Source organism: Paenarthrobacter sp. NPDC090520 (genome assembly GCF_044769205.1).
Taxonomy (GTDB): domain Bacteria; phylum Actinomycetota; class Actinomycetes; order Actinomycetales; family Micrococcaceae; genus Arthrobacter.
On record NZ_JBIVXM010000012.1, the window covers coordinates 121,077 to 138,558 of the forward strand.

20 protein-coding genes and 1 tRNA gene are annotated in these 17,482 nt (G+C 63.9%); 8 read left to right on the forward strand and 13 right to left on the reverse strand.

Annotated elements, in window-relative coordinates; translation table 11 throughout:
* Entirely contained in the window at positions 1-2,058 is a 2,058-nt protein-coding gene (locus ACIQTZ_RS15590; RefSeq protein WP_402982106.1) for an ArnT family glycosyltransferase, read from the forward strand.
* 167 nt (positions 2,059-2,225) lie between these two features.
* Entirely contained in the window at positions 2,226-2,975 is a 750-nt protein-coding gene (locus tag ACIQTZ_RS15595) for a MerR family transcriptional regulator (RefSeq protein ID WP_402982107.1), read from the forward strand.
* Between the two features lie 121 nt (positions 2,976-3,096).
* Here ACIQTZ_RS15595 and ACIQTZ_RS15600 read toward each other — a convergent pair whose 3' ends face one another.
* The 3 genes from ACIQTZ_RS15600 to ACIQTZ_RS15610 are packed head-to-tail and all read right to left on the reverse strand — an operon-like array spanning position 3,097 to position 5,651.
* Positions 3,097-4,488 (reverse strand): pyridoxal phosphate-dependent decarboxylase family protein, encoded by a 1,392-nt coding sequence (locus ACIQTZ_RS15600; protein ID WP_402982109.1) that lies wholly within the window; start codon positions 4,486-4,488, stop codon positions 3,097-3,099.
* A 38-nt stretch (positions 4,489-4,526) separates the two neighbouring features.
* Positions 4,527-5,219, reverse strand: a complete 693-nt coding sequence (locus ACIQTZ_RS15605) for an HAD-IA family hydrolase (RefSeq protein ID WP_402982111.1) — start codon at positions 5,217-5,219, stop codon at positions 4,527-4,529.
* A gap of 54 nt (positions 5,220-5,273) precedes the next feature.
* Complete coding sequence (locus tag ACIQTZ_RS15610; RefSeq protein WP_397323818.1) at positions 5,274-5,651, reverse strand: VOC family protein; 378 nt, start codon at positions 5,649-5,651, stop codon at positions 5,274-5,276.
* Between the two features lie 126 nt (positions 5,652-5,777).
* Here ACIQTZ_RS15610 and ACIQTZ_RS15615 point away from each other — a divergent pair, with 126 nt between their 5' ends.
* Together ACIQTZ_RS15615 and ACIQTZ_RS15620 are read left to right on the forward strand one after the other, a co-directional pair.
* A complete protein-coding gene (locus ACIQTZ_RS15615) occupies positions 5,778-6,374 on the forward strand; it encodes an RNA polymerase sigma factor (protein WP_402982112.1) in 597 nt (198 codons plus the stop codon).
* On the forward strand, positions 6,340-7,383 hold the full coding sequence (locus ACIQTZ_RS15620) for a CU044_5270 family protein (RefSeq protein ID WP_402982114.1): 1,044 nt from the start codon (positions 6,340-6,342) through the stop codon (positions 7,381-7,383). Before ACIQTZ_RS15615 ends, ACIQTZ_RS15620 begins: the two co-directional genes overlap by 35 nt.
* A gap of 63 nt (positions 7,384-7,446) precedes the next feature.
* Here ACIQTZ_RS15620 and upp read toward each other — a convergent pair whose 3' ends face one another.
* Complete coding sequence (gene upp / locus ACIQTZ_RS15625) at positions 7,447-8,082, reverse strand: uracil phosphoribosyltransferase (protein WP_400335806.1); 636 nt, start codon at positions 8,080-8,082, stop codon at positions 7,447-7,449.
* 22 nt (positions 8,083-8,104) lie between these two features.
* On the opposite strand from upp, the gene ACIQTZ_RS15630 reads away from it, so the two are divergent.
* Together ACIQTZ_RS15630 and ACIQTZ_RS15635 are read left to right on the forward strand one after the other, a co-directional pair.
* Entirely contained in the window at positions 8,105-8,641 is a 537-nt protein-coding gene (locus tag ACIQTZ_RS15630; protein ID WP_402982116.1) for a nucleoside deaminase, read from the forward strand.
* 30 nt (positions 8,642-8,671) lie between these two features.
* Positions 8,672-9,052, forward strand: coding sequence for a VOC family protein (locus ACIQTZ_RS15635; protein WP_402982118.1), 381 nt, complete (start codon positions 8,672-8,674; stop codon positions 9,050-9,052).
* 18 nt (positions 9,053-9,070) lie between these two features.
* On the opposite strand, the gene ACIQTZ_RS15640 is transcribed toward ACIQTZ_RS15635, so the two are convergent.
* The 4 genes from ACIQTZ_RS15640 to ACIQTZ_RS15655 are packed head-to-tail and all read right to left on the reverse strand — an operon-like array spanning position 9,071 to position 12,726.
* The gene (locus tag ACIQTZ_RS15640; protein ID WP_402982119.1) at positions 9,071-10,285 is read right to left on the reverse strand and encodes a DNA glycosylase AlkZ-like family protein; all 1,215 of its coding nucleotides are present in this window, start codon (positions 10,283-10,285) and stop codon (positions 9,071-9,073) included.
* A 31-nt stretch (positions 10,286-10,316) separates the two neighbouring features.
* Entirely contained in the window at positions 10,317-11,315 is a 999-nt protein-coding gene (locus ACIQTZ_RS15645) for a glycosyltransferase family 4 protein (RefSeq protein ID WP_402982121.1), read from the reverse strand.
* Position 11,316: 1 nt separating this feature from the next.
* A complete protein-coding gene (locus ACIQTZ_RS15650) occupies positions 11,317-11,715 on the reverse strand; it encodes a 6-pyruvoyl trahydropterin synthase family protein (protein WP_402950130.1) in 399 nt (132 codons plus the stop codon).
* Between the two features lie 3 nt (positions 11,716-11,718).
* Positions 11,719-12,726: a zinc-binding alcohol dehydrogenase gene (locus ACIQTZ_RS15655; protein ID WP_402982123.1), complete on the reverse strand. Its 1,008-nt coding sequence runs from the start codon at positions 12,724-12,726 to the stop codon at positions 11,719-11,721.
* Positions 12,727-12,841: 115 nt separating this feature from the next.
* On the opposite strand from ACIQTZ_RS15655, the gene ACIQTZ_RS15660 reads away from it, so the two are divergent.
* A tRNA-Ser gene (locus ACIQTZ_RS15660) sits at positions 12,842-12,931 on the forward strand.
* 55 nt (positions 12,932-12,986) lie between these two features.
* On the opposite strand, the gene ACIQTZ_RS15665 is transcribed toward ACIQTZ_RS15660, so the two are convergent.
* On the reverse strand, positions 12,987-14,003 hold the full coding sequence (locus ACIQTZ_RS15665; RefSeq protein WP_402982124.1) for an NINE protein: 1,017 nt from the start codon (positions 14,001-14,003) through the stop codon (positions 12,987-12,989).
* A gap of 158 nt (positions 14,004-14,161) precedes the next feature.
* The gene (locus tag ACIQTZ_RS15670; RefSeq protein WP_402982126.1) at positions 14,162-15,160 is read right to left on the reverse strand and encodes an Lrp/AsnC family transcriptional regulator; all 999 of its coding nucleotides are present in this window, start codon (positions 15,158-15,160) and stop codon (positions 14,162-14,164) included.
* A gap of 495 nt (positions 15,161-15,655) precedes the next feature.
* Here ACIQTZ_RS15670 and ACIQTZ_RS15675 point away from each other — a divergent pair, with 495 nt between their 5' ends.
* The gene (locus ACIQTZ_RS15675) at positions 15,656-16,210 is read left to right on the forward strand and encodes an NAD(P)H-dependent oxidoreductase (protein ID WP_402982128.1); all 555 of its coding nucleotides are present in this window, start codon (positions 15,656-15,658) and stop codon (positions 16,208-16,210) included.
* 37 nt (positions 16,211-16,247) lie between these two features.
* Here the strand turns inward: ACIQTZ_RS15675 and ACIQTZ_RS15680 are convergent, their stop codons facing one another.
* From ACIQTZ_RS15680 to ACIQTZ_RS15690, 3 genes are all read right to left on the reverse strand, one after another.
* Complete coding sequence (locus tag ACIQTZ_RS15680; protein WP_402982129.1) at positions 16,248-16,658, reverse strand: peptidoglycan-binding protein; 411 nt, start codon at positions 16,656-16,658, stop codon at positions 16,248-16,250.
* Between the two features lie 103 nt (positions 16,659-16,761).
* On the reverse strand, positions 16,762-17,073 hold the full coding sequence (locus ACIQTZ_RS15685) for an XRE family transcriptional regulator (protein WP_402950147.1): 312 nt from the start codon (positions 17,071-17,073) through the stop codon (positions 16,762-16,764).
* The gene (locus tag ACIQTZ_RS15690) at positions 17,070-17,420 is read right to left on the reverse strand and encodes a type II toxin-antitoxin system RelE/ParE family toxin (protein WP_402982131.1); all 351 of its coding nucleotides are present in this window, start codon (positions 17,418-17,420) and stop codon (positions 17,070-17,072) included. The genes ACIQTZ_RS15685 and ACIQTZ_RS15690 overlap by 4 nt, the downstream gene beginning before the upstream one ends.
* Between the last annotated feature and the right edge of the window lie 62 nt (positions 17,421-17,482).

The following is a 17,482-nucleotide window of genomic DNA, read 5'->3' on the forward strand; positions in this document are numbered from 1 at the left end:
GTGACAACGTACTTCAAACCACGCACGGACGCCCTCCAGCAGGACCCGCCGGCGAGCGCAACCAGTCGCTCAGTGTTCCGCAGGCGAGGAACACGCCGGGCCAAGGGCTCTGCCTCCAGGATCACGGGACTCCTTCGGAACCGTCTCGAGCTGGGTGCCGTCCTCCTGGGAACCGCAATCCTCTACCTCTGGGGGCTGGGTGCCTCCGGCTGGGCCAACGCGTTCTACTCCGCCGCGGCCCAGGCAGGTTCCCAGGACTGGACCGCGTGGTTCTTTGGCTCCTCGGACGCCGCCAACTCCATCACGGTGGACAAACCGCCGGCAGCCCTCTGGATCACAGGCCTGTCCCTTCGCTTGTTTGGACTCAGTTCGTGGAGCATCCTGGTTCCCCAGGCCCTGATGGGCGTGGCCACGGCCTGGATCCTTTACCTCGCCGTCCGCCGGGCAGCCCTGCCTGCAACCGGCAACGCCCGTCTGGCCCACCGGGCGGGCCTCCTCGCCGCGGCTGTCCTGGCTCTCACTCCCGTGGCCACGCTCATGTTCCGGTTCAACAACCCGGACGCGTTGCTGGTACTGCTCATGACCGCCGCAGGCTACGCCGTGGTCCGATCCATCCAGGAGGACAAGCTGCGGTGGTTGGTTTTCGCCGGCGTGTTCCTCGGTTTCGGGTTCCTGGCCAAGCAACTCCAAGTCCTCCTGGTGGTTCCTGGTTTCGCGCTCGCCTACCTCGTCTCCGCCCGGCCCAGGCCCGTCCGCCGCCTGCTCCATCTTCTGGCCGCGGGAGGCGCCATGGTGGCTTCCGCTGGTTGGTGGATTGCCGCCGTCGAGCTTGTCCCGGAAAACCTGCGGCCCTACATCGGCGGCTCACAGAACAACTCGATCCTTGAACTGACCTTCGGCTACAACGGCCTGGGCCGCCTGAACGGTGACGAGACCGGCAGCGTGGGCGGCGGCGGAAACGGTTGGGGCACGCCTGGTTTGTTCCGCATGTTCGGCACGGAGTTCGGCAGCCAGATCGCATGGTTGATTCCCTCAGCCTTGATCCTCGGTGGCGCGTTGCTCTGGCTCGGGCGGCGTGCTCCGCGGACCGATTCCGTCCGCGCTTCGGTCATCGTGTGGGGTTCCTGGCTCTTGGTGACCGGACTGGTGTTCAGCTACATGCAGGGCATCATCCACCCCTACTACTCGGTGGCGCTGGCTCCCGGAATTGCGGGGTTGGTAGGCCTGGGTGGAGTGTTGTTGTGGCAACGCCGCTCCCAGCTTCCCGTGGCGCTTTTGCTTGGCGCTGCGGTGTTTGCCGCCGGCGCCACGGCGTTCAGCCTTCTTGGCCGCACCCCGACGTTCCTCCCGTGGCTGCGCTGGGTTGTTCTGGTGGGGGCCGTGCTGCTGGCTGCCGTTGTGGCACTCAGCGGCCGCTGGACATCGTCGTGGGCAGCACGAACGACGGCGGGACTCGCCGTGGCCGTGTCACTCACCGGTCCGCTGGCCTACTCGGTAGCCACGGCCGCGGTTCCCCATACAGGGGCAATCGTGAGCGCGGGTCCAGCCGGCACCGCAGGGTTTGGAGCGGGCCTTGGCCGCAACACAGCGCCCCAGGGCCTTCGCAGGCCCAGCACGCAACAGGGCACAGGGGCGGGTTCAGCACAGCAAGGTGCAGGTGGCCAGGGCTTCGCCGGTGGCGGCGGGCAAGGCGGCGGCATGGGTGGGCTGCTTAGCGCCACCACGCCATCGTCCGAGTTGGTGAGCGCCCTGAAAGCCGACGCCAGCGACTACACCTGGGCGGCCGCCGTCGTGGGTTCCAACAACGCGGCCGGGTACCAACTGGCCACGGGACTGCCGGTGATGGCGGTGGGCGGGTTCAACGGGACCGATCCTTCGCCGACGCTGGCGCAGTTCCAGCAACTCGTTGCGGACGGCAAGATCCACTACTTCATTGGCGGGCGACTCATGCAGGGCAACGGGGGCTCGGACGCTTCCAGTGAGATCGCAGCGTGGGTTGCAGCAAACTACCAGGCCACCACCATCGGCGGGACCACGGTGTACGAATTGCCGGGATAGTCGTACCTCTCCAGGCCGGGCGCTACCTTTACCGCCGACCGCACCCGTAATCCGGGGGGCGCTGCGCGGAAACGGGCGCGCCACCAGCGAACAACTGAGGCGCCGCGCGGAAACTGGTGCGACAACGAGCTTGCACCTGACGTAACGTGAGGATTTAGCGTGATCCCATGACGGGAACAAAGGGCAACGGTCCGTGGAGCATCGGTGAACTGGCCGCAGCGTGTGGTGTCAGCGTTCGAACACTCCACCATTACGACCAGATCGGGCTGCTGACCGCGAATGAGCGGACATCGGCTGGCCATCGGCGCTATGGCGAGGACGACGTCCGGCGGCTCTATCGGATCAAGGCACTGCAAATGCTGGGGCTCCCTTTGGCTTCGATCGCCGACGCCTTGGGCAGCACGGATGACGTGGCTTCCCTTTGCGGGCTCCTGAAACAGCAGTTGGACCACGTTCAGCAGCACGCCCGCCAGGTCCGCGTGCTCGAGGATCGTTTGGGCGAGCTGCTGGCCCGGATGGACGGACCCGTCATGCCCACCACGGAACAATTCATGACCACGTTGGAGATGATCACAGTGTTTGAGAACCACTTCACCCCGGAGCAGCGGGAACAACTTGCCGGGAAGCGCAACGAACTGGGTGCCGAAAAGATCGAGGCTGCCAAGGAACAGTGGGCCGGTCCGGTGCAAGAGGGCCTCGCTTTCGTCGCGGCGGAGACACCCGTGTCCGATCCGGCCGTCAAAACATGGGTCCGGAACTGGGACAGCATCGGGTCCATGTTCCACGCTGCCGAAGACACCAAAGCTGCAGCGAGGGCGGCGTGGCAGGAGAACAGCCAAGCGATCAGCGCAGACCTTCCTTGGAGCGCGGAGCAAATGACCGGACTCGTGAAGTACCTGCAGAAAGCCCGCGGCTAACTCCAGGCCGTCGCGACACTTGACGCCGTTCGCTACCGTAATCGTGGGCGCGCCGGGCGGCAAAGGGTGCGCCACCAACGAACGAAGGCGCGCAAGGCGGGAACGGGTGCCCGGATTCTGCCTACGCTTCCGGTTCCGCTTCAAGGGCTTGTCGGACGGCCTCCACGGACGTCTCGACGTCGTCCGCATTCGTGGACCAATTGCTGACCGAGATCCGGAGGATGTCCCGGCCCCGCCACGACGATCCGGACATCCACACCGCGCCCTCGGCCATGAGCCGCTGGGTCACGCGGCGTGTCCGGTCGTCACTGCCGAAGCTGACGGACACTTGCGTGAACACGACGTCGTTCAAAACCTCGACGCCGGGAATCGCAGCCAGCCCCTTGGCCAGCGCTCGGGCGTTCGCGGCCAGCCCCTCCACCATGGCGATTACGCCGTTGCGACCCAGTTGGCGAAGTGCGGCCCACACCGGGATACCCCGGGCGCGGCGGGATAACTCGGGCACCTTCTCAAACGGGTCTCCCGGGCCCGCGTCCGTAGCGATGAAGTAACTCGTGTGGATGCTGAAGGCCCGCCTCATGGCCTCCGGACTGGAAACGATCGCCAGGCCACAGTCATACGGCACGTTGAGGGTCTTGTGGGCGTCGGTAGCCCATGAATCAGCGAGCTCAACGCCGGCCAACCGCTGCCGCAGCACGGGACTCACGGCAGCCCACAGCCCGAAGGCGCCATCAACGTGGACCCAGGCACCGCGGTCATGTGCCACCGCGATGGCCTCCTTCATGGGGTCGAACGCCCCCGAATGCAGGTTTCCTGCCTGCAGCACCACCAATGAGGGCCCCGGCTGCTGTTCCATGGCCTCGGCCAACGCATCCGGGCGGATCCGGCCCTCCGCGTCAGCGTCCACTGGCACGCACGCCCCCAGGCCGAGGTAGCGCAGGGCGAGGTCAACAGCCGCGTGCCGTTCCCTTCCGGCGAACACCGTTATCCGGGGAGCACCGGACAGCCCCAGGCCCTCCAGGTCCCAACCGGCCTGGTCCATGAGGTACTGGCGTCCTGCCGCGAGGCCCACAAAGTTGGCCGTGGTTGCTCCCGTCGTGAACCCGACGTCGGCTGTGGCGGGCAGGTGCAGCAGGTCCAGCAACCAGGCCGCGGCCGACTCCTCGATCGCGGCCGCGGCCGGAGTCGCGAAACGAAGTCCCGTGTTCTGGTCCCAGGCGGACACCAACCAGTCCGCCGCCATGGCTGCGGGCAGGGTTCCCCCCATGACCCAGCCAAAGAATCGTCCGGACTGGATGGCCATCAATCCGGGTTCGGCCAACGACGCCAGCTCATCCACAACGTCGGCCGCTTCGGTGGCCTCATCGGGAAGACGCGGCAGGAGGCTCGAGGCGACCTGGTCGGCGTCGTACTGGGGACGGACTGGACGTGTGGGCACTGAGGCGAGCCAATCGGTAGCGTGCACCATGGCACGCTCCAAGGCAGCACCGTATGCCTCCGGCAGCGCAGACATGGGCACAGCCTACTCCGGCGCTGCCCCGGCGAACAGGGCTAGAGCGTGAGCGTGATGACGTACCCGCCGTCGTCGTGCTTGGCGGCCTTGACCGTCACCGCGGAGTAGTGCGGAATACGCCACATGCCCGGTTCCAGCTCACCGCCGGCGTCGCCCACCACGACGGTGCGCATGCCGGCTGCGCGGGCGGCAGCAATGCCTGCCGGTGCGTCTTCGAAAACCACGACGTCGGCCGGTTCCGCGCCGAGCAGCGCGGCGGCTTTGAGGTATCCCTCCGGGTGTGGTTTGCCGCGCGTGACCTTCTCGGCGGTGACCGCCGTCGTTGGCATGGTGAGTCCGGCAGCCTGCATGCGGATGTCCGCGAGGATGCGGTCCGCGGAGGTGACCAGGGCGATGGCGTCGTCCGGGAGTGCTTGGAGCAGCGCTTCGGCGCCGGGCAGCGCGATGATGCCGTCGGTACGGTTGCGTTCCATCTCGCCCAACTCGGCAGTGAGGGCAACGACGTCGGCGCCCGCCGGGGCGTACCGGCGGACCGTGTCACCGGCTTGGACGCCGTGGGAGGTCCGCAGGATTTCGTCGTAGTCCAGGCCATAGCGTTCAGCGAACTCAAGCCACACTTGCTCGACAATTGCCGTGGAATCCACCAAGGTGCCGTCCATGTCGAAGAGGACGGCGCGGACCGTGAGCGCCTGGGGCTGGGTAGGCAGGGACTGTGCGGCAGGAAGGGTCATGTTTCCATCCTGCCGCACAGTGCGTGTTTGGTGACCTGTCCGTTGGGACAGTGACTAGCCGTCCTGACGGTGCGGGATGTACTGAATCGCCCATTTATTGCCGTCAGGGTCGGCGAAGTACACAAAGTGGCCCCAGTCCTGGATGTCGATATCGCTGACGTCGACGCCGTTGGACTTGAGGTGTTCGTGTGCCTTGTTGATGTCGCTGACCACGATTTGGAGGGAGGGCGCGGTCCCCGGAGGGGCATCGGACAGGCCCTCCCCGATGGCGATGGAGCAGGCCGAGCCGGGCGGAGTGAGTTGGACAAAGCGGATGCCGTCCATGGGACGCTCATCGAAGTCGGCGTTGAAACCGACCTTGTTGACGTAGAAATCCTTCGCACGATCCACGTCGGACACAGGGACAAACACCAATTCAAGTTTCCAGTCCATGCGCCACAGGCTAACGGGGCACGGTGGAAAGCGGTAGGGGCTGCCGCGACCGGTCGTGATGCAGATGCCCATGCGGACGCTAGGGTTTTCCGTGAACCTTTTCTTCGGCATCGGGCAATACAAGGTGTGAACACAGACAGAGACATCATTCGACGCTCGCGGGACAGTCCTGCCGCGTTCGCCGTGTTGTACGACCGGCACGCATCCGTCATCTATCGCTACGCGGCCAGGCGGGCAGGCGAAGCCGCGGCCGATGACGTCACAGCCGACACGTTCCTTGTGGCCCTGGAAAGCCTTGACTCCTTCGACGACCGGAGGGAGGACGCCAGGCCTTGGTTGCTGGGAATCGCCACCAACCTGCTGCGGCGCCATCACCGAGCGGAGAGTCGGCTACTGAAGGCCATGGCCAGATCAGCTTCCCGCGAGGCCAGTGCCGACAGCACTGAGGGAGTCGCAGCGAAATTGGATGCTGCAGCAGCCGCGGCCAAACTCGCCAAACAGCTCAAGGCAATGCCCGCGATCGACCGTGAAACCCTGCTCCTCTATGCATGGGCAGACCTGGGCTACGAAGGCATCGCCGAAGCCATGGGTGTGCCAATCGGTACCGTGCGCTCCCGTTTGAACCGTGCCCGACGCGTGCTCCGCAGCGGCCTCACCCCGGAGCTTCTTGACGAAAAGGAGAAAGAACATGGACGAATTGCAACTGCTCCGCGAAATGCGTAGGGACGTTGGCACACCCCCGCAGGCCACGTTGGCCCGCGGCCGGAACAAACTGGTAAATAGGGTCGAGTCCAAAATCAAAGCCGCCAACAGGCGAGGTGGATGGAAGACACTGACGAAGAGGGCGGGATTCGCCACGACCGCTGCGGCTGTCCTTGTTGCAGGATTTGTGGTTGCCGACGTCACGGGCGAGAGTCCAAGGCCTGGTGCTGCAGCCGAAGCTGCGGAGATCCTGGACAACGCGGCCGCCACCACCATCAAGACCTCCGACCCCGCAGTCAAGCCCGGGCAGTTCCTCAAGGTGGACACCAAGGCGGTGTACGCCTCCACGACTACCCGGGCAGACGGAACGGCAGTTTCCTGGCTGGACACAACTGGCGGGCAGGTCTATATTCCGGGGGACCTATCTGGTGAGTGGGTCTGGAATCGCGAACCGCGGGTTCCTGCGACCTTCTTTGGCGAGGAGTCCAAAGCAGAAGCCGAACGTCTCATGGAGGCCATGAAGACGGAGAACTCGGGCCCGCAGCTTGAAGGTATTCTCCGGGGCAAAGGCGGCGATTTTTATGGAAGTCCCCAACGAATCCTCGACATGCCCCTGCCGGAAGCGGTCAAGACGTTGCCACGGGAACCGCAGGCACTTCTGGACTTGATCTACCTGAAGACCAAGGGCAAGGGTCCATCTGCGGAGAAGGAAGCCCTCACAACCATCGCCTCGTCGTTGCGTACCGGCGTCATACCGGCAGATCTGCGGGCAGCCATGTATAAGGCCGCCGCATTGATTCCCGGCGTGGTTGTAGCCGATAAGCAAGCTACCCTCGACGGACGCCAAGGTATTGCCCTTGGCGTCGCTTGGGCGGGAGGCAAGTTCCGCGAAGACATCATCATCGATCCGGCCACCGGCCTGCTGATCGGCGAGCGAACCGTCTATCTGGTGGCCGAAAGTGGTATCCCAGCCAACACGGCTTCGTCGTGGACGGCGGTGCGTACTTCGGTGGTGGACTCGGCTCCTTGAACCGGCCCAACGTCCACATAGCAAAGGCCCGGACAGAAATCGTCCGGTCCTTTGGTGGCGCGATTAGCCCGCGATGCCGTACAAGCGGTCGCCCGCGTCGCCCAGGCCCGGGACGATGTACGACTTCTCGTTGAGCTTCTCATCGATCGAGGCCAGGACGATCTTCACGTTCTTGTCCGCGAGTTCCTCTTCCAGCTTGGACAGGCCCTCGGGAGCAGCCAGCAGGCAGATGCACGTGACGTCCGAGGCTCCGCGCTTGAAGAGGAACTTGATGGCCTCGCGCAGGGTGCCGCCGGTGGCAAGCATGGGGTCCAGAACGAAGACCTGACGGCCTGTAAGGTCCTCCGGCAGGCGCTCGGCGTAGGTGATGATGTCCAGGGTTTCCTCGTCACGGGCCATGCCCAGGAAACCGACCTCGGCTGTGGGGACCAGCTTGGTCATGCCCTCGAGCATGCCGAGCCCGGCGCGGAGGATGGGAACCACCAGCGGGGTGGGCTTGGTGAAGGCCGTGCCGATGGTCTTGGTGACCGGCGTCTCGATTTCGACGGGCTGGGTCTTGACCTCGCGGGTGGCCTCGTAGGCCAGCAGGGTGACGAGTTCTTCGGTAAGTTGCCGGAAGACCGGTGAAGGGGTGTTCTTGTCCCGCAGTACGGTGAGCTTGTGAGCGACCAGCGGGTGGTCCACGACGAGTGTGCGCATCCCCCAAAACTATCATTGAGACATGAGCGCTACCGAGCCGTATCACGCAGAACACACTGCCTGGATGGGCCTTGCCCTGGATGAGGCACGGCTGGCGCTGGAAACGGACGACGTGCCGATTGGTGCGGTCGTTTTAGGGCCCGACGGCGGTGTGCTGGGTTCCGGCCGCAACGAACGGGAGGCGCACGGCGACCCGACCGCGCACGCGGAGATCGTCGCCATCCGCCAGGCGGCTGCGGCCCTGCAACGGCACGCGCTCGAGTTGGGTGAGGACGGCGACGGGTGGCGCCTGGAAGACTGCACGCTGGCTGTCACCCTTGAACCGTGTGCCATGTGTGCCGGGGCGATCGTCCTGGCCCGGATCCCGCGCGTCGTGTTTGGAGCGTGGGACGAGAAAGCCGGGGCCGTGGGCTCCGTGTTCGATATCCTCCGCGAGCGCCGCCTCAACCACTGGGTTGAGGTCTACGCGGGCGTGCGGGAGGACGAATGCGCTGTGCTGTTGAAGGACTTCTTCGCGGCGCACCGCGTACCGGCAGCGGAGCACCGCTCCCCCGCCTGAGTTGTTTGCCGCATCCTGAGGGAGCAAACCATGACCGTGACCTTCAACCACACCATCGTCTACGCCACGGACAAGCACCGGTCCGCGGAATTCCTGGCCCGCATCTTTGGACTGCCCAAGCCGCAGACCATGTGGTCCTTCGTCACGGTTGCCCTGGAGAACGGCGTGACCTTGGACTTCCTTGGCGCTGAGGGCAAGGTTTCGCCCCAGCACTACGCCTTCTTGGTCTCTGAGAAGGAATTCGACCAGATCTTCCTGCGGATCACGGCCGAGCACGTGGAGTATTGGGCTGACCCTTCCCGGACCCGCGCGCACCAGATCAACCACAACGACGGCGGCCGCGGCATCTACTTCCGCGATCCGGATGGGCACCTTTTGGAGGCGATCACCCGTCCCTACGGCTCAGGCTGACGTTGCGGCCCGCAGGCTTCAGCGTCCGGCAGCAGCGTCCAACGCGTCGATCCGGACCTGGCGCGAAGCCGGCGAATCCAGGCTGAAGGACCTGAAATCACCCAGTTCGTCCCGGATCCACGCTTCCACTTCGGCGATCCGCTGGCTCACCGCAGGCGTGGGCGGCTCGAACGTCCATACCGCAATGCGTTCCTTGCCCGGGTCATACTGCCAGAGCCCGATGATCCTCCCCCTGTCCAGGATGGGATGGTCCGGCAGGTCGGCCTGGAGGGCCAGGGTGGTGTCCAGCACTTTCTTGCCTTTGTCCTGGTCGGCGTACAGGTCTGCCGAGTTGCGCCTGTGGAGGACCAGTGAGTCGGTGCCTGCGAGCAGGTGGATCTGCTCTTCGCGTGGCTCCTCGAAAGCAACCAAACGTTCGACGTCGGCGGGCAGCATCCACAGTACGTCCCCGGCCGCCGTGGTCACCTCCACAGCGCCGACGGCGGCCAAAGCAGCCTTGGTTTGCGCCACCGTGAAGGCCGTAAACCACTGGCTCTGCTTCAGCGTCGCTCCGCCAGTCCAGCGCAAGTACCGCTCGAGCAGCAGGCGGCGGGCGCCGTCGTCGTCCATTCCGCTGGGCGGCAGACTCCAGGCAGTGTAGGCGTAGCGCTGCTGGTCAAGGCGGCCGTTGATGGGAACGCGGCGGATACGGCCGTCGGCCTGGAGGAGACCCAGGGCCGTGGGCAGGGTGGTGGAGGCTCCCTTCTTCTTGCCTTCCTCGCCGAGGCTGCGGACTGAATCGCCGAGTTCGTCCTTGAGCTGCTTGGGGTCCATGGGGGCGCTGGATTCCTTGAGGACGTGCTCCACTTCGTCTTCCAGGAGGGCGATTTCGCCACGCTCCACACCGAGTCGCGCGAGCACCTTGAACGAGGCCATCGCAGCGTCCCGACCCACCTGCAGGCCCCAGCCGTAGTCGTTTTGGCCCAAGACGTAGGTGCAGCCGCGGGCTACGGGCAGTTCGTGGATCAGGAGGGCTGCAACGTCCCGGTCAGCTTGTTCCCTGGTGATGCCGGCACGGGCGAACAGGCCCAGATAGGGATTGGCGCCGCCCACCGAACGGGCCCAGCCCGCCTGGTCCAGGACTTCCTCGGAGGTCTTGCCTCGCAGGGATCCGTCGAGGCCCTGTGCGTGCCAGGTCCAGGCGCGGAGCCGTTCAGGGACGAGGGTGGCTGCGGCGGGCACAGTGGGTGTCATGGCCCCATTGTGCACCACGAATTCTTGTTGTTCAGGCGTCCGCGGTGAGGGCATCCAGGACTGTTCGGGCCGTGGCATCCCAGCCGGGGAGCGTGTGGCGGGACATCAGGGCGGCCTGGCGCCACTCCGTCCTCAGCGACTCGTCTGTGAGCCAGGCACGGATGGTCTTGGCGAGGTCTCCTGGGCCGGCGATCTTTACGGCTTGCCCGGCGCCGCTGCTGCCCAGTGCTTCCACCGCCCCGGTCCCCTCTTTTACCAACGCAGGCACGCCGTGTGCCAGGGACTCGACCACCACCATCCCGAACGACTCGGACGTGGAGGCGAGGAGGCTCAAATCGGCCGCGAGCCATTGGCGTTCAAGGGGTGTCCCGGTGAGCTCACCGGTGACCTCAAGACGGCCTTCGAGCCCGTGACGTTCGACGGCGGCGGCCACCTCGGCGGCATACGCCGGGTCCGCGTCGTGCGAACCGATCAGCGCGGCCGTCCATGACAGGTCCTGGAGGCTGGCCAGCGCTTCCACGATCAGGGTCTGCTGTTTGTTGGGTAACAGGGCGGCGACAGCAACAAGATGCGGGGGCTCTGACCCGTTTGCTTCCCCGGCAGCCTCGGTCCCAGGCCGCGCTACAACTGTCCCAGAGCGGCCGTGCCTGGCCCGCAGCTCTCCTGCAGCATGGTTGCTGGGGCAGATCACGCCGGTAGCCGCGGCCAACGCCTTCCCCTCAAGAGTCGGATGCTCCGCGAGGGCCATATGGGACAGGATCCACACCCTCGTGCCGTTACCGACAGCGGCGGCCACCTCATCCGGCGCTCCGCTCGCTACCAGGCCGTCGGCAATGACTGTTGTGCCGCCGTCGAGCGCGTCCGCGAAACGCTGCCTGTCCGCCGGGCTGCCCACTGGCCAGCCGCCGTCGACCGTCACCGTCTCGACGGCGGCGCCGTGGGCCTCCAAGTGCTCGGCGAGCTTGGCGTTGTACTTGTTGCCGCCCGAGCCGTGGCGTACGTTCCCGGGAACGATGAGCCGGATGTCCACATCAGTCGCCCGGGAGCTCCAGTGAGAAGCCCGCCCACGCGTCCGGGTTCTCGCGGAGGACTACGTCGATCCCGGCAAGCGCCCGGCCGTCGGCGGTTTCGGTGATCCGGGCTGCCACGGCCCCGGCGATGTGTTGGGCAAGGGCCTCCGTGGTGGACAGTTTGCCCGTGAAAGCGGGGTGTTCGTCCAGGTTCTTGTAATTCAAGTCCGCCAGGACGTCATCGAGGATGCTCCCGGCAGCGCCGATGTCCAAGACAATGGCGTCGTCATTGAGCTTGGAGCGCCGGAACGAGACTTCGGCAACGAACGTTGCCCCGTGCAGGCCCTGCGCGGGCCCGAACGCTTCCCGGGGAAGGCTGTGGGCGATCATGAAATGGCGTCGGACGGTCAGGCTGAACATGTCTTACTCCTCCGGCTTCGGATAGGCGACCACGTGGCAAAAACCACCCGGCTTTTCCAACAAATCTGCAAGCGTGCCGGGCAGGTTCCGGAACACGCACTCACTCTTCAGGAACGTGTCGAACAGTGGATCTTCCAGCGCTGCCACCGCAGTTTCCAGTCGCTGTGCGGTGGTGCGCCTGTGGCGGCGAGGCATGGCCACCTCGCCCACTTGGCTGGAACGGATGGTGAGCCGGCGGGCATGGAAATCCTCGCCGAGCGGCAGGGTGACTTCCTTGTCCGCGAACCAGGAGAGCTCGATGACGTCGGAATCGTCCCCGGCAAGCTGGAGGCTGAGCTTGAGGCCGGCGTCGGTAGCGGAGCAGTGGAAGACGATGTCGCAGTCGTTCTTGGCTTCGTGCGGTTCTGCGAAGTCGATACCAAGTGTCTGAGCGAGCTCTTGCTTGGCCGGGTCGGCGTCCACCAACTGCAGTCGACCCAGGGGGTACTTCCGCAGGAGCGTCGCCAAGGCGCCGCCCACCAGGCCACCACCGACGACGGCGACACGGTCACCCAGCCGCGGCCCGGCTTCCCACAGTGCGTTGACGGCCACCTCGACGATGCCGGTCAGGACCGCTCGACGGGCGGGGATGGCGTTGGGGATCTCGGTGAGTTGGCTGGTGGGGACAACGTAGTAATCCTGGTGCGGGTGCAGGCTGAAGACGGTCTTGCCCAACCACTCCTGGGGCCCCGCTTCCACGACGCCGACGTTCAAATAGCCGTACTTCACCGGCCCCGGGAAATCGCCCTCTTGGTGCGGGGCGTGCATCCGCTCGGCAACCCTGGGCGGGACACGCCCTTCGTGGACCACGCGCTCCGTACCGCGGCTGACTCCCGAGTACAGCGTCCTGACCAACGCCTCGTCCGGCTGCGGCGTGGGCAGCGCTTCAGGGCGCAGCTCACCGTGTCCGGACCTGGTGACCCAGTAGGCTGTGGCCTCGTTTGGGGCTGTGCGCTCTTCGGAGATAGTCATGATACTTATGAATCTATCGCCGGGGTGCCCCGGACGGAAGTTGGCCTGTGTCCTGCGGCACTCTTGCGGCCCCGTTTTGGGGAACAGCGCCCACCTCCGGTACCCTATTTCAGTTGGTGACGTGTCCGAGCGGCCGAAGGTGCAACACTCGAAATGTTGTTTGGTGTAAAAGCCAACGTGGGTTCAAATCCCACCGTCACCGCCACATGGAAAGGCCCCGGTTCCCCTTGTTTGAAGGGAACGGGGGCCTTTCGCATTGGCTAGAACTTGTACTCAAATCCGCCGGAAAGGGCCGGCTTGAGGATGAGGGTTCCCGATGACGCGGGCACATCAATGATCACCACGCCCTCCGCTTTCTCGCCCGGACCCATCCCGGAGATGGGAAACGTCTCGGAATCGTCAAGGCACGAGTAGGTTGCAGGTCCGCTCAGCGAACCGTTGAAGGTCTTGCCATCCTTACCGATGAACTTGAAGTCGTAGCCGCTCAGGTCGAACCGTGGAATCACAGCGTTGGCCAACTCCGGCGTAGTTTCAGCGCTGATGTCCACGGCCAGGAGTTTGCCGTTCTCTGCGGCTCTGGCATACGGCCTGGTACAGGTCACGGGCTTGATGCTGTTGACAATGAACTTGACCTGGACTGCGCCCTTTCCGCCGCGGTCATTGAGTGTCCCCACATCACCTAGAGCCATTTCAAGGTTGCCGCGGCTATTGGTCTTGGTCTTGGGAGCGCTGGAGGTGGTGGGAAGAGGTTTGGCGAGCGGTTCGCGCTCTTCAGAAACAGTGGGAGGATCCATGGCATCCGCTAACGCTGAGGCAGTCCGGGCCACACCGGCAAAGAGGCCACCGGCCACCAGCACCACCGAAACGATGAGGGCGACAAGTTTGTGCTGGTCATATGCCGCCAGCTTGCGCCCCTCCTTGTCAGTCTGCAGGTTGAGCAGCGTGAAGGCGAGGTCCACGAGAGCCCAGATACCCAAGCCCCCGAGAGTCAGCAACTTGGCGATACCCGTGCCGATCTTTCCGAGATAGAAGCGGTCCGCCCCGAGCCCGCCCAGGAAGAGGGAAAGGAGCCACGTCACGAGGAACGTCTTGTCAGACACGGCCGAAGGCTGAATGTTTGGCTCAAATCCCGGAGGTGCCTGAAAGGGCTGTCCGCCGCCCTGGTACGCGGGCGGCGGCTGGTAGCCGCCCGGTTGTTGGTAGCCAGGTGCTTGCTGGTACTCCGGTGGCGGCTGGTAGCCCGGCGGCGGAGTGGGGTTTGGCTGATCGTGGCTCATGGAATTCCTTTCGACGCATCACGAGATGCGCCAAAGCGGGGATTGTGTGTCGCTAACAATCTGCCGGGAGTTCCATCGAAGCGCGAAACCACTTTCCGTGAGCTGTGGAAAACTCACCCGCCCAGGCCGTGATGGCCTCGCGCTCAACTGAAAAGGAGTTACCGCTGCCCCGGAAAAGCGCGCAGCATGGGACTGCAGGTTTTCAAGGTCTCTTGGACAGGGCTCGTCTCGACAGTATGGATTATGTCCAGAGAGCTCAGTCCGTTTGCCAAGTACTCGTGCAGGTCATTCGGGGTTCTGCAAAGAGCCAGGGCCACCAGATTGCTTGTGCCCGTGGTGGAGGCCAGAAAGGCTATCTCGTTCTGCCGCATGAGAGTTCTTGCTGCCTGGTTCAAGTGAGCGGGAGCCACCGACATCCAGAGCAGAGCTTGCGTAGTGATGCCGTACACCTCGGCTCCGATCTCGACGTCAAAGGAGAGAATGCCGCCCAACCGCAGGGCAGCGATTCGCCTCATCACTGTCGACACCGACAGGCCGGTCTCGGCGGCCAGATCCGCGAAGCTCATTCGTCCGTTTCGCTGTAATCCGAGCAGGATCTCCCAGTCCGCCACGTCCGGCGCAAGGACTTCCCCTGATTTATCGACGCCACCCAACGCGTCAGATTCCTGGGCCAGGTGCTCCTGCTGCCGGCTCGTTAGCGCAGTCCTGTGACCCTGCCATGCAGTGGGACCACCAAGATAGGTGTGCAGCAAGCGGTGCGCCGATACGTCGGTGATGCTGGACGTTCGTGGGATGTCGCGGAACAGCAGAGTCTGGTGCTCGTCGGTACTCGCGACAGTCACAAGACAAATTTCTTGTCCCCCGGACATACGTCGCACCCACATCGTGTCGCCGCGCCGGGCGAGGTTTTCGGCCACATTTTGAGCGCTGGTCGGACGGGTAGAGAGTCTAAGAATCCACTTCTCGCGTGACGACCTCTGCGGATTCACGACGCCAACGACGCGTAGGGAGACTTCCCTGCTCAGCCGCCGGAAACGACGGGCAACGGTCTGTGTGGAGACGTCCAAAACCTCAGCAATGCGACTGAACGGCACACGGCCGTCTATCCGCAGGGCGTGAACAATACGAAGGTCCAACTCGTCGACACTGGACGCCATTGACTCAAAAGTACGGCCACCTGACCAGCTACGGCCAGAAACCCTCAGCACTGTACGCGACACCGTTTTCCTAGGATCCCGAGTTGGGAGCACCTCACTGGATTTGGTGTTCCCGCGAATTGAAAAGCCAGTGCCAAACGGCCTGACCGGCGGCCCCGGTCGGTACCCAGACGCGCTCGGCGCCGGGTGCATCCGCTGGAACCACCTGCTGAGTCCCCAGCAGTGTAGCAAAGCTTCGCGGGCATTCATCGACGTCCACCGCAGTATCTATCCGGGCCAAAACGCACCCAGCACACTCGTTTCAAGCAAAGCGCAAACGGCCTGAGGAACAAACGATCGTGCCTGGTCGGAACCGTCGGCGCGCGTGATAATCCACCATCCCGACTGCCGTCGGTGGAACAAAGCCGTCAATCTGGCGCCAGAGAAAGCGCTCAGGACCGCTGGCCGAGTTAGCTGTCCACGTAGTTACTCATTCGGCTTGGAAACGGAAATGCTTTGACCTCTCATCGAACCCTGATCATTGTTGCCCACCCGAACCTCGCGGATTCCCGTGCCAACGCTGCCCGACTCGCCGAGATCGGAAACTTGGAAAGTGTCACCGTCCACGATCTGTATCGTGCCTACCCGGAGTTCAGCATCGATGTCCCGCACGAGCAGCAGTTGCTTCGCGAGCACGACACCGTGATACTGCAGTTCCCGTTGTGCTGGTACAGCGTTACCCCGCTGGTCAAGGCATGGTTCGATGCCGTGCTGACCTACGGTTTCGCCTTTACCCTGGACGGCTCCGCCTCCCAGTTGCACGGCAAGAAGGCTTGGCTGGCTGTTTCGGTCGGCAGCACCTTGGATACTTACACCGCTCAAGGGGTTGCCCGAAGGAGCCTCGAGGAGTACCTCGCCCCGGTACGTCAAACACTGGAGTTCTGCCAATTCGACTATCAGGGTGTTCACGCTGTCTACGGCATGATGCTCAACCCGTCGGATGAACACCTTCTTTTGGACGCCAAGGAGTATGGCATGCTCGTCGCGACCAGCGGTACGCCGTTCGCCTGACTTTCGCCGGGATGCTGGATCTTACAGGTGGAGGGGGCTAGATGTTGCAGCCCGACGCACGTGCAGCAGAGTACGGGTACCAGCTGATCGGGCCGGGTCCCATCTGCGGCGCGCACAGAATGTTCCACGTCCGCGGGCCAACAATGCCGTCAGCCTGGAGTCCCCAATAGCGCTGGAATCCGATAACGGCGTTGCGGGTGGCCGGGCCATAGGAGTTGTCCACGGAGAGGGTCCCATACGGAGAGCCAATCCGCGTACGGAAGGCGTTCAGCAGGGTCTGGATGTTGCCGACACAGCTGGAGTACCCGCCGTAACTGTAGTTGTAGTCAACGCAACGTCCAGCGGCCTCGGCCGGTGCGGGAGCAGCGACGCTCAGCGTGCCGCCGAGGACAAGGCTGGCCGCCACAGACGTGAGCGCCAACGTGACGCGTCGGGTTGTTTTGCGCATGGGTAAATCCTTTCGATGGAGAATTTCGGCTCCATGCTAACCCAGCGCCACCCGCGGAGGGCATGGGGAGGCCTACCCAACTCAGGTAGGCCTCAAAACGGCGTCACGACACGAGGTCGAACCGTTCGGATCCAAAACGCGCGGTTACTTCGACTGTTCCACCGAGGGCTTCGATGTACTTGCGCAGCGTGTCGATTTGCGTATGTTCGATGTTGCCTCGCTCAATCTGCGAGACGCGATTCTGACTAATGTGGGCTTCCCGCGCCAAAGCAACCTGGGAAACCTGCAGGCGAGTCCTGATTTCGGCAAGCCGATAGGCGCGAACTTCACGCCGCATCTCCTCGGCAAGTTCGTTTACTCGTGCAGCATCCACGGGGCGTGCTTCGAGCTGCTCTTTGAGAGTTCTGGGGCTCAACGACTTCCTCCTAAGTGTTCTTGCCAACGATCCTCTGCGATAGGGATGTTCGTTTTGTACCATCTCTTCCAGTTGCCGGCCTTGTCGCCTGCTACGAGAAGGATGGCTCGCCTCGTCGGGTCAAACGCAAAGAGGATGCGTATCTCACTGCGACCTTTGGAGCCGGGGCGAAGCTCCTTCAGATTCTTGATCCTTGACCCAGTAATCGTGTCTACCAACGGCCTTCCCAGAGCCGGACCGGCTTCAGAAAGAACCATTAATGCCGCAATTATCAGCTCATATGACGCCATGTCGAGATGATCCAGCCAATCTGCTACCTCATCTCCGAGAATTACATCCCAACGCACTCACGAGCCTATTCAAAACCCTTGGCTTTTACAACCCCAGACTTTTAGGATGGATCTCGACT